The 11,256-nt window shown below is 70.1% G+C and carries 9 protein-coding genes and 2 tRNA genes; 3 read left to right on the forward strand and 8 right to left on the reverse strand.

From position 1 onward, the window contains the following. Positions 1-8: 8 nt before the first annotated feature. Positions 9-254: an Lrp/AsnC ligand binding domain-containing protein gene (locus tag ROTAS13_RS03005; RefSeq protein WP_019459885.1), complete on the reverse strand. Its 246-nt coding sequence runs from the start codon at positions 252-254 to the stop codon at positions 9-11. 230 nt (positions 255-484) lie between these two features. On the opposite strand from ROTAS13_RS03005, the gene ROTAS13_RS03010 reads away from it, so the two are divergent. Continuing rightward, positions 485-2,086 carry an ABC transporter substrate-binding protein gene (locus ROTAS13_RS03010; RefSeq protein ID WP_075821513.1) on the forward strand — a complete coding sequence of 534 codons (1,602 nt, stop codon included), beginning with the start codon at positions 485-487 and terminating at the stop codon, positions 2,084-2,086. Between the two features lie 60 nt (positions 2,087-2,146). On the opposite strand, the gene ROTAS13_RS03015 is transcribed toward ROTAS13_RS03010, so the two are convergent. The 7 genes from ROTAS13_RS03015 to ROTAS13_RS03045 all read right to left on the reverse strand — a co-directional run bounded on the left by ROTAS13_RS03015 (position 2,147) and on the right by ROTAS13_RS03045 (position 8,639). Further along, positions 2,147-3,547 (reverse strand): MFS transporter, encoded by a 1,401-nt coding sequence (locus tag ROTAS13_RS03015; RefSeq protein ID WP_075821514.1) that lies wholly within the window; start codon positions 3,545-3,547, stop codon positions 2,147-2,149. Between the two features lie 182 nt (positions 3,548-3,729). Next, the gene (locus ROTAS13_RS03020; RefSeq protein WP_019459881.1) at positions 3,730-5,517 is read right to left on the reverse strand and encodes a gamma-glutamyltransferase family protein; all 1,788 of its coding nucleotides are present in this window, start codon (positions 5,515-5,517) and stop codon (positions 3,730-3,732) included. Positions 5,518-5,578: 61 nt separating this feature from the next. Further along, on the reverse strand, positions 5,579-6,274 hold the full coding sequence (locus ROTAS13_RS03025) for a DUF1045 domain-containing protein (RefSeq protein WP_075821515.1): 696 nt from the start codon (positions 6,272-6,274) through the stop codon (positions 5,579-5,581). Next, positions 6,271-7,431 carry an alpha-D-ribose 1-methylphosphonate 5-triphosphate diphosphatase gene (locus ROTAS13_RS03030; protein ID WP_075821520.1) on the reverse strand — a complete coding sequence of 387 codons (1,161 nt, stop codon included), beginning with the start codon at positions 7,429-7,431 and terminating at the stop codon, positions 6,271-6,273. The genes ROTAS13_RS03025 and ROTAS13_RS03030 overlap by 4 nt, the downstream gene beginning before the upstream one ends. A gap of 94 nt (positions 7,432-7,525) precedes the next feature. Beyond that, entirely contained in the window at positions 7,526-8,086 is a 561-nt protein-coding gene (locus ROTAS13_RS03035) for a flavin reductase family protein (RefSeq protein WP_075821516.1), read from the reverse strand. Positions 8,087-8,319: 233 nt separating this feature from the next. Further along, positions 8,320-8,395, reverse strand: a tRNA-Asn gene (locus ROTAS13_RS03040). Between the two features lie 170 nt (positions 8,396-8,565). Further along, positions 8,566-8,639, reverse strand: a tRNA-Cys gene (locus tag ROTAS13_RS03045). Between the two features lie 145 nt (positions 8,640-8,784). Between ROTAS13_RS03045 and ROTAS13_RS03050 the strand changes: the two genes are divergently transcribed. Together ROTAS13_RS03050 and ROTAS13_RS03055 are read left to right on the forward strand one after the other, a co-directional pair. Next, the gene (locus ROTAS13_RS03050) at positions 8,785-9,441 is read left to right on the forward strand and encodes a protein-L-isoaspartate O-methyltransferase (RefSeq protein ID WP_075821517.1); all 657 of its coding nucleotides are present in this window, start codon (positions 8,785-8,787) and stop codon (positions 9,439-9,441) included. Positions 9,442-9,724: 283 nt separating this feature from the next. Next, positions 9,725-11,113, forward strand: a complete 1,389-nt coding sequence (locus tag ROTAS13_RS03055; RefSeq protein WP_019459876.1) for a TolC family outer membrane protein — start codon at positions 9,725-9,727, stop codon at positions 11,111-11,113. Positions 11,114-11,256: the final 143 nt, after the last annotated feature.

Here is an 11,256-nt window from a genome sequence, read left to right on the forward strand (position 1 = left end):
CGCGGGCCTCAGGCCGAGAAAGCGTTGAAGGTCTGGATCGTGTAGGTGTCCTTCACCCCGGGCACGGTCTGCACGCGCTCCACCACGAAGAGGCCGATATCCTGGCCGGGTTCGAGATAGAACTTTCCCAGCAGGTCGTACTGGCCGGAGGTCGAGTGCATCTCCGAAAGCTCCGGGATGCCGTCCACCATCTCCCGCGCCACGCGGTAGGACAGTCCCATCTCGCATTTGATCATCACAAAGATCGCGCGCATCGCATCCTCCGTCGCGCGGGAAGATGAACGCCATGGCACGGCGCGGGAAGGGCGGAGGCGAGGAAAAACCGATTGCTCGTGTCCAGGACAGTTGACCCTGGTTTGGGCATGGTGGCCGGAAACCATCCGGTAACGCCTTGTCTATGGGCATTTCCCTGCGGTTGGTCTATATCCTGCCGGTGACTGCCCCGTCGTTGGGCAGTTTTCCGTTCCGCGAGGAAAGAAGAGCAATGCAGCGTCGGGATCTTCTGAAGGGCACGGGGGTGGCCGTGGCCACGGCCATGCTCGCCACGCCGCATGTCGTGCGCGCCCAGGGCAGCGGCGGGAGCAGGACGCTCCATTTCGTGCCCCAGGCCGACCTGCCGAACCTCGATGCCGTGGCCGGCACCCAGCTCGTGGTGCGCAACGGCGCGCTGATGGTCTTCGACATGCTCTACGGCCTTGGCGCGGATTTGCAGCCGAAGCCGCAGATGTGCGAGGGGCACGAGGTCGCGGACGGCTTCAGGACCTGGACCTTCCACCTCCGTCCCGGCCTGAAGTTCCATGACGGGGAGCCGGTGCGCAGCGCCGACGTGGTGGCCAGCGTCAACCGGTGGATGGTCCGCGACACGATGGGCCAGATGATCAAGGCCCGGCTGGACGCGCTGGAGGCGGTGGACGACCGCACCTTCCGCTTCCGTCTGAACAAGCCCTTCCCGAAGCTGCTCTTCGCCCTGGGCAAGAGCAACACGCCGCTGCTGGTGATCATGCCGGAGCGGATCGCGAAGACCGATCCGTTCCAGCAGATCAAGGAATATGTCGGCTCCGGCCCCTTCCGCTTCAAACGTGACGAGTGGATGGCCGGGTCGAAGGCGGTCTTCGAGCGCAGCCCCGACTACCAGCCGCGCGAGGAACCGTCCGACTGGCTGGCGGGCGGCAAGAAGGTGCTGCTGGACCGCGTGGAATGGATCACCATGCCCGACCCCGGCACCGCCGCCGGCGCCTTGCAGAGCGGCGAGATCGACTGGTGGGAGAACCCGATCGCCGACCTCGTGCCGGTGCTCAAGGGCGCGCGGGGGCTGAGCGTCGGGATCGCCGATCCGCTCGGCAACATCGGCGCCATGCGGATCAACCACCTGCAGCCGCCCTTCGACGACGTGCGCGTGCGCCACGCCCTCCAGATGGCGGTGGACCAGGAGGACTACATGCGCGCCATCGTCGGCGACGACGAGGCGCTGTGGAAGCGCCTGCCGAGCTTCTTCACCCCCGGCACGCCGCTCTACACCGAGGCCGGGGCGGAGCGGCTGAAGGGGCCGCGCCAGATCGAGGCGGCGAGGAAGCTGATCGCCGAGGCGGGCCATGCCGGGGCCAAGGTGACGATGCTGGTCGCCTCCGACGTGCCGATCACCAAGGCCCAGGGCGACGTGACGGCGGAGGTGCTGAAGAAGCTGGGCTTCCAGGTGGACTACCAGGCGCTGGACTGGGGCACGGTCGGCTCCCGCCGCACCAGCAAGGCGCCGCCGTCCCAGGGCGGCTGGAACATCTTCTTCTCCTGGCATTCCGGCGTCGATTGCATCAACCCGGCCCCCTACAAGGGCATCGATGCCAGCGGCGACGGCGCCTGGTTCGGCTGGCCGAAGTCGGACAAGGTGCAGGCGGATATCGCGCGCTGGTTCGACGCGCCGGACCTCGCCGCGGAGAAGGTGGCGATGGATGCCATCAATGCCGGCTCCATGGACCTCGTGACCTATGTCCCGACCGGCTTCTTCCTGGGCTATTCCGCTTGGCAGAGTGGGTTGAAGGGTGTGGCCAAGGCGCCGTTCCCGCTCTTCTGGGGCGTGAGCAAGGCCTGAACACAGGAAGAGGGCCGGCGGATCACTCCGCCGGCCCTCTTCCGTCCTGGCCGGATCGCTTCAGCCCTTGGCCAGGGTCGCGTCGATCGACTGCAGCCGCAGTTCGTCGTAGCGGCCCTTCTCCACTGGCTGGGCATTCGCCTGTCCCAGGTCGTTCATGTGGATCCGGTAGGTCTCGCGCGCGGTATAGGCGGCGATGGCCGCGATGGCGGTGATGCCCAGGGTGACCGCCCCGATGGTCAGCGGGATATTGGGCGAACCCGGCGGCGCGATGGCGGCGAAGAGCGCCGGCAGCAGCGCGGTGATGGTGGTGCCGATGTTCTGCGAGATCGCCATCGCCGAGACGCGGGTGCGGGTCGGAAAGAGCTCCGGAAAGAAGCTCGGGAAGATGGCGTTGTAGCCCTGGTAGACCAGGCCCCACATCAACAGCGACATGACGATCGCCATCGGCACGTTGTGGATGCTGATGGCATAGAGGTAGCCGAAGGACAGCAGCCCGGCGCCGAGCGAGCCGACGAGGATCGGCGGACGGCGGCCGATCCGGTCGGACAGGTCGCCGACGAAGGGGATGACCAGTACGGCCAGGATGTTCCCGAGCACCGGGATCCAGAGATAGACATCCGCGTGGAAGCCGATCCCGTAGGCGGCCTGCACCGCATAGGCGCCGCCGAAGACCGTGGCCACGACCGGGACCACGTTCATCAGCGCCATGCAGACGACGCGGATCATATCGGGCCAGCTCTCGCGGAAGGCCTCCTTGATCGGCGCGCGCGGCGGGCCGCTCCTGTTCTCCTCCTCGGTGAAGGCGGGGGTTTCCTCGACCTCGCGGCGGATGATGAAGCCGGCCACGATCACGAAGAAGCTGAGCAGGAAGGGAATGCGCCAGCCCCAGCTCTGGAAGGCTTCGGCCGGCATGTAATGGGCGAGCGGCAGGAACACGGCGGCGGCCAGGATCTGCCCCGCCTGCACGCCCTGCAGGGTGAAGCTGCCGTAGAAGCCGCGTCGGCCGAAGGGCGCGTGCTCCAGGATCATGGAACTGGCGCCCGAGATCTCGCCCGCCACGGCGAAGCCCTGGACGAGGCGCAGGATCACCAGCAGCACCGGGGCCAGGATGCCGACCTGATGATAGGTGGGCAGCAGGCCGACCAGCATGGTCGAGATGCCCATCAGGAACATGCAGAAGATCAGGACGCGCTTGCGGCCGATGGTGTCGCCCATGTGGCCGAGCACGAAGGCACCGATCGGGCGCGCGACATAGCCGACGCCATAGGTGGCGAGCGAGGCGACGATGGCCACGGTGGGGTTGCCGGCTGGAAAGAAGATCTGCGGAAAGATCAGCGCCGCGGCGGTGGCATAGATGAAGAAGTCATAATATTCGAGCGCAGAGCCGATCCAGCCGCTGGCCGCGGCCTTCTTGGATTGGTGCCGGGCATGCGGCTCGTGTTCTGTAGGCCCGCTCATTCTTGTTTCCTCTCGGCTGATCCTTCGTTCATGGCCCTGGACGATCCGGCGGATGCGGCGTCGCAGCGGCGCATGGTGACGGAAGCCGTGCTCGCCTATCTTCGCTCCGACGCGGCGCGGGGATAGGGCGCCAGGATCCAGCCGCCGCTCTTGCACCCGGCCGGGACGCGCCAGGGGAGCCGTCAGCGGCCGACCGCGTAGCCCTGCATGCCGCGCGGGTTGGCGCCGGCCAGGATCTGCCCGTCCGGCTCGCGGCGGACGGCGCTGAGCCGCCCTTCCGACCAGTCCGGCCCGACCTCCACCCTGTGCCCGCGCGCCGTCAGCGCCGCCGCGACCGAGGCGTCGTAGCGGCCTTCCAGCACCACCTTCCCCGGGCGCGCGCCGCGCGGCCAGAAGGAGGAGACCCAGTGCTCCGTGTGGAAGGCCGGCGCGTCGATCGCCTGCTGGATGTTCAGCCCGTGATGCAGCATCCGCAGCAGCATGATCGGCTGCCACTGGTCCTGCTGCTCGCCGCCCGGGGTGCCGAAGCTCATCCACGCCTTGCCGTCGCGCAGCGCCATGGAGGGCGAGAGGGTGGTGCGCGGCCGCTTGCCCGGCCGCAGCCCGTTCGGCAGCGTCTCGTCCAGCCAGAACATCTGCCCGCGCGTGCCGAGGCAGAAGCCCAGCTCCGGGATGGCGGGGGAGGATTGCAGCCATCCGCCCGAAGGCGTGGCCGAGACCATGTTGCCCCAGCGGTCCACCACATCGACATGGCAGGTGTCGCCACCCGAGGCGCCGAGGCGCGAGACGGTCGGCTCGCCCCCGCCCAGCGCCTCGTGCGCGGCCTCGGCGCGGGCCACGGCGGCGGCGTAGTCGGTGCGCGGCGCGATCCCGTCCGGCGAGCCGGGGCGGAAATCGAGCGACGCCCCGGCCCCGATCAGCGCCCGGCGCGCGGCATTGTAGGGTTCGGAGAGCAGCGTCTCCATCGGCACCGCGGCGAAGTCCGGGTCGCCGTAGAAGGCCTCGCGGTCGGCGAAGGCGAGCTTCATCGCCTCCACCACCAGATGCACGAATTCCTCGCCGGTGGCCTCGGTGGCATCCAGGTCAAAGCCGCGCAGCAGGGCGAGGGTCTGCAGCAGGGTCGGCCCCTGGCTCCAGGCGCCGCATTTCAGGACGCGCACATCGCCGTAGTCCAGGGCGAGGGGCGCCTCCACCGGGGCGCGCCACTTCGCCATGTCCTGCCCGGTCAGCACGCCCCTGTTGCGGCGGCCGGAGGCATCCAGCACCTCGGTCCCGCGCACGAAGCGGTCGATCGCCTCGGCCACGAAGCCCTCGTACCAGGCGCGGCGGGCGGCATCGATCTGCGCCACGCGGTCCGGGCCGGCGGCCTCGGCCTCGCGCACCACGCGCCGGTAGGTCTCGCCCAGCATCGGGTTCGCCCAGAGCCGGCCCGGCTTCGGCCCGCCGTCGCGCAGCCAGAGCGCGGCGCTGGTCGGCCATTCCTGCTCGAAGAGCGGCCGCATGGTCTGCACCGTGGCGCAGATGCGCGGCACGTAGTGGATGCCGCGCATGGCATAGCCGATGGCAAATTCCAGCACCTCGCCGATCCGCCAGGTGCCGTGGTCGCGCAGCATGGTGGCCCAGGCATCGAAGGCGCCCGGCACCATGGCCGGCAGGAGACCCGTACCGGGGATCAGGTCCAGCCCCAGCGAATCCCGCACCAGCGCCACATCCAGTGCCGCCGGGGCCACGCCCTGGCCGCAGATCACGCTCTGCGTGCTGGTGGCGGCATCATGGACGATGATCGGGCAGTCGCCGAGCGGGCCGTTCAGGTGCGGCTCGGCGATCTGCAGCGTGAAGCCGGCAGCCGCGCCGGCGTCGAAGGCGTTGCCGCCCCGCTCCAGCACGGCCATGCCGACCTGGCTCGCGATCCAGTGCGTGCTGGCGACGGCACCGAAGGTGCCGGCGATCTCGGGGCGTGTGGTGAACATGGCCCCGAGTCATAGACCCGCGCCCCGCGCCGCGTCAGCAGGGATGGGGCACGAAATCGCCTCAGCCGAGCAGCGGCAGCCGCTCCGCGATCAGGAAGGGCGCGCCGGGCGCGCGCTGGGTGAAGATGCAGAGCTCCCGCACCGGGCGTGGGTGGGCCGGGACATCGCCCAGATGGCCTTCCAGCAGCGGACGGACCAGGGCCACCTCCGGCTCCGAGAGGCGCCGGGACAGGGTGACGTGGAACTTCCAGTCCCCGAAGACATCCGGATAGCCCCAGCGTTCCAGATGCGCGCGGCGCCGCGGCTCCAGCCGTTCCGGGCGTCGACGGGCGATCTCGGCCTCGTTCAGCGGGGCACGGAAGCGGTCCAGCGCTTCGACGCAGGCATCGCAGAAGCCCTGGAGCGTCGCCGAGGGCTGCGATTCCCGCAGCGCCAGGAAGCCGCCGAAATTCTCCAGCGCCAGCGGCGGCAGGGTGAAGGGGCGCAGGTGCGCCGCCAGCGCCATCGCCCCCTCTCGGAACTCCGCATAGGGGGTGGCGAGGCGGAAGGGTGCCTTCAGCGTGGCGTGCAGGCCGTAGAGCCGCGCATCCGCCGTCGCCTCGGCCAGGTCGAAGCCCGGGACAGGCGGCTGTTCCAGCGTGGCCCCGGTTTCCGGGTCGCGCCCGAGCCAGGAGGCGCCGAGGCGGTGCAGCGGGTCGTCGCGCTCGGGCGCCCAGTAGAGGGCGACACGGGCGGTCTCGGCGGAAGGCGGCGTCACGCGATGCGCTCCGCGGCCAACCAAACCGAGCGCACCATGGGCAGCGCGGTGCCCGCCGGCGCGAGCGAAGCGGGCAGGGGGCGCACCCGCACCATGTCGGCCCGCAGCCCGGGCTCCAGCCTGCCGCGGTCGTCCAGCAGCGCCATGCGGGCGGGGTTGGCGGTGACCAGGGCGATCGCGGCGGGGAGGCCGATGCCTTCCCCCAGGCCGAGCCGCCAGGCGGCCTCCAGCATGGCGGGGGGCACGTAGTCGCTGGCGATGCAGTCCGCCAGCCCTTCGCGCACCAGGTCGATGGCCGCGACATTGCCGGAATGGCTGCCGCCGCGCACGAGGTTGGGAGCGCCCACGATGACGTCCATGCCATGCGCGCGGGCGGCGCGGGCGGCCTCGTGGTTCACCGGGAACTCGCTGACCCGGATGCCGTCCGCATGGTTCCGGGCGACCTCGGCGGCGCACCAGTCGTCATGCGCGGCCAGCGGAACCCGCCCGCCCAGCGTATCCAGAAGCGCGGCGCGGTTGCGGGCGGCATTCGCCGTGCGCAGCGCGGTCATCGCCTCGATATGCACCTCGATCTCCGCGTCCTTCATCCCCTCCCGCCGCTTCATGGCGCGGTAGCGGTCCATGTCCACGAACTGGCCCACGCCGGGCACATGGTCCATCAGGCTGGCGAAGCGCAGCAGCGGATGGGAGGCGACCTCGGCCAGCAGCGAGTCCATGTCCGGAGCCGGCAACTCGCAGCGCAAATGCAGGAAGTGGTCGCATTTCAGCACGCCGGCCAGGCCGAGGGAGGCGAGGTCGGCCACCCCGTCCAGAAAGGTCCGGTGCCGCCCGCCGGTCGTGTTGATGTCGCCCACGCAGAGGGCGTCGAAGACCGTCGTCACCCCGGCGGCCGCGGTCTGCGCGTCGTGCGACAGCATGGCGGAGCGCGAGGGCCAGCGCGCCCCGGCGCGCGGCAGGACCTGGCGCTCCAGGTTGTCGGTGTGCAGGTCGATGATGCCAGGGATGAGGTGGTCGCCCTCCAGGTCCAGCGCGCCCGGCGCCTGGCTGCGGCCCGGGGCGATCTCCGCGATCAGCCCGTCGCGGAGGAGAATGGTGCCGTCGAGCAGGCAATCGGGCAGGACGAGGGTGGCATTGGTCAGGATCTGTTCGCGGAGCATGGCCGGATTCTGCATGACAGGCCCGGCCGCGCCAGCGCCGGGATCATGACAACACGAAGAAAACAGCTGCGAAAAGCGACCCGCCCGCGCCGGGTCAGAGCATCTCCGGCCGGAACAGCGGCCGGCGGCTGATGATCCGGCCCGACACCATGAAGACGCCGTCCCCCGTATAGTGCAGCGTTTCCGGATGCCGGGGGGAAGGGGCGACATGCGCCTTCACCACCTCGAAGACGAAGAGGTCGTATTTCCCGACCAGCGCGTCGTCGTGCAGCCGGCATTCGAAGCTGGCGTGGCATTCGCCGATCAGCGGCGCCCGGACTTCCCTGGCCGGCTCGGCGGTCAGGCCGAAGGCGGCGAACTTGTCGGTCCCCGCCCCGGAGCAGTTGCCGATCCCGACAACCTCGTCGGTGAGGCGGGTGGTGGGCAGGTTGACCACGCATTCGCCGCTCTCCCGGATCATCCGGTGGCTGTGGTTGCCGCGCGAGATCATGCAGGCGAGCAGGGAGGGCGAGAACTCCATGATCATGTGCCAGCCCAGGGTCATGATGTTGTCCCGCCCCTGCCAGTGGGAGGAGACGAGCACGATCGGGCCGGGTTCGAGGTAGCGGCGGACCCTGGCAGGCGGGAAATCCTCCTTCCGGACAGGCTTGGGCATGGCGGCTTCCTGGCTGCGTCCCGGACGGACCGGCCCTCCGGGGAGTGCCGGTTCAACAGCCGCGCGCCGCATCCGTTGCGGACGGTCCCTGGCGGGGCCGAGGGAGGAGGGCGCGGGGAAAGGTGGGGAGGTGCCGCGCGCCTGGGATGCCGAGGCAGCGAAAGCCGTGGGGTATGCCCCGATCCGGTGGAAGTTTCCCGCACCGCCGCCGCATCAGGATGTAAGGAGAAAGATGGCTCCCCGAGTTGGACTCGAACCAACGACCTAGCGATTAACAGTCGCGTGCTCTACCAGCTGAGCTATCGGGGATCGCCGTGGTGGGGCTCATCTATCCGAGGGCGGCGGGGCCCGCAAGACAGAGGGGACAGATTTTTTCAAACAACCCGGAAATCGCCGGAATACCTGCCCAACGCTTCGCGCAAACCAACAAGAATCAGGCCCAGTGGGCTGATTTTCCGGTATTCAGGATGGAAGTGGTGTGGAGGCTCCGGGCGGAATCGAACCGCCGTACACGGTTTTGCAGACCGCTCCCTGACCACTCGGGCACGGAGCCACGCCGCCCATCTACGGGGCGGGCACCGTCCTGTCCAGGGGGTGGGGGCGGTAAGCTGATACATTCGCGGCTGTAGGCTTGGCCACATGCACCCGCCGACCTATAAGCGGCGGCACAGACGACCAGCAGGGGGTCCGGAAGCGGCATGGATTACGTCGAGGCGCGCCGTTACATGGTGGATGGGCAGGTCCGCCCCAACAAGGTGACCGACGCGCGGTTGCTGGACGCCATGCTGACACTGCCGCGCGAGCGCTTCGTGCCACAGGGCATGGCGGACCGTGCCATGGTGGATGGCGACCTGCCGCTCGGCGAGGGCCGCTTCCTGATGCAGCCGATGGCCCTGGCGCGGCTGGTCCAGCTTCTGAACCCGCGGGCGGGGGAGCGCGTGCTGGTGGTCGCCGCCGGCACGGGCTACGGCGCCGCGGTCCTGGCCGAGATGGGGGCCGAGGTCGTCGCGCTGGAATCCGATGTGCGCCTGATCGACATCGCGCGCCACGCCCTGGGCGGGCTGCCCGGATTGCGTCTGCGGCTGGAGCAGGGCGATCTCGCCGCCGGCTGGCCCGAGGCCGCGCCCTATGATGCCATCCTCATCGAAGGGGCGGTGCCCCAGGTGCCGGAGGCCATCTCCTCGCAGCTCGCCGAGGGCGGGCGACTCGTGACCGTGCTGCGGCCCGAGGGCCAGGCCGGCCGTGCTGTGCTCGGCCGCCGCACCGGCGGCGCCTTCTCCGCCGTGCCCGCCTTCGACTGCCAGACGGAGCGGCTGCCCGGCTTTTTCGCGCCCGCCGGATTCGTCTTCGCCTGACGGCAGGGGCCGTTTGGCCCGGCGGCGGGCGCCCGGGGGGACCCCCGCCGGGAAGCCCGCCGGAGATCCCCGCCCGGACCGGGCCCGCCAGGCGGGGCCGGTTCACCGCCCGCCAGGGCCCGCCGGCCTTCCCGCCGATCCCCGCCGCCGCCCGTCCGCGACCATCCCTGCGGATGACGGCTCTTCTGGCCATGGGAAGGCAGGGCGGTCTAGGCTCCGGCGAAACCATCCCTCGAGACCTGGGCGCCCGGCCTTCGGGCCCGCGCAAGGAGTTCCGGTGCCGATGTCACGACGCCTCACCCTCGCTCTCGCCACCGCCCTCGCCCTTCCCGCCGCGGCCAAGGCACAGTCGCTGCAGGAAGCCCTGGCGCAGACCTATGCCAACAACCCGACGCTGCAGACGGCCCGCGCTCAGTTGCGCGTGGTGGACGAGAACGTGCCGCAGGCCCTGGCGGGCTGGCGGCCCACCGTGTCCCTGAGCGGCGCCGCCGGCTATGTCGAGGGCACGGCCCGGACCCGGCAGAACGACGTCTCCTACTACAGCCGTGTCACCCGCGACACGATGACCCTGGCGGCGACGGCGACGCAGCCGATCTATCGCGGCGGCCGCACCGTGGCCTCCACCCGCCGGGCGGAGAACCAGGTCCTGGCGCAGCGCGCCCGGCTCCTGGCCACGGAGCAGCAGGTGCTGCAGCAGGCGGTCAACGCCTATGTCAACATGATCCTCTATTCCGAGGAACTGCGCCTGAACATCAACAACGTTCAGGTGCTGCAGCGCCAGCTCGACGCGACCAACGAGCGCTTCCGGGTCGGCGAGATCACCCGCACCGACGTCGCTCAGGCGGAATCGCGGCTTTCCGCGGCGCGCGCCAACCGTGCCACGGCGGAAGGCCAGTTGCAGAGCGCGCGGGCGGTGTTCCAGCAGGTCATCGGCATGGTGCCGAACCGGCTGACCGCGCCGCAGCCGCTGAAGGCGCCGGTGCGCTCCTCGCAGGAGGCGAGCCAGATGGCCGCCGTCAACAACCCGAATGTCGTGGCCTCGCTGTTCGACGAGGCCGCGGGGCGCGACTTCATCGACGTGCAGATGTCGGCGCTGCTGCCCCAGGCGAGCGTGCAGGCCCAGGGCTACCGCGCCGACAATTCCAATGCCGACGGCACGCGCTTCACGGGCGGGCAGTTCACCGCCAACGTCACCGTGCCGCTGTACCAGGGCGGGTCGGAATACGCGACCGTGCGCGCGGCGCGGCAGGATGCCTCGCGGCTGCGGCAGGTGGTGGACGACCAGCGCCGCACGGCCAGCCAGCAGGCCACCTCCGCCTGGGAAACGCTGGTGAGCAACCGTGCCACCGTCGAGGGCAACCGCGCCGCCATCCGCGCCGCCGAGATCGCGCTGGACGGCGTGCAGCGCGAAGCCGTGGTTGGCAGCCGCACCACGCTGGACGTGCTGAACCAGGAGCAGGAGCTGCTGAACAACCGCGTGGCGCTGGTGCAGGCGCTGGCGAGCAACGTGACCTCTTCCTACTCTCTTGCGGCGGCGGTGGGGCGGCTGACGGCGAAGGACCTGGCCCTGCCGGTGCAGATCTATGACATGACGGCCTATTACAAGGCGGTGCGCGACCGCTGGATCGGCCTGGGCGACTACACCCCGGTCGCCGCCACGACGGAACGGTGAGCATGTCCGGATCGCAGGGCCCCGCCGGCCAGGACCCCAACATGGAGGACATCCTGGCCTCCATCCGCCGCATCCTGAACGAGGACGAGCCCACCGCCGCCTGTCTCTTGATCACATCTACGCACAGCTCCACCGTAAGGCGA

Source organism: Roseomonas sp. TAS13, from assembly GCF_001950415.1.
Classification (GTDB): Bacteria; Pseudomonadota; Alphaproteobacteria; order Acetobacterales; family Acetobacteraceae; genus Roseomonas; species Roseomonas mucosa.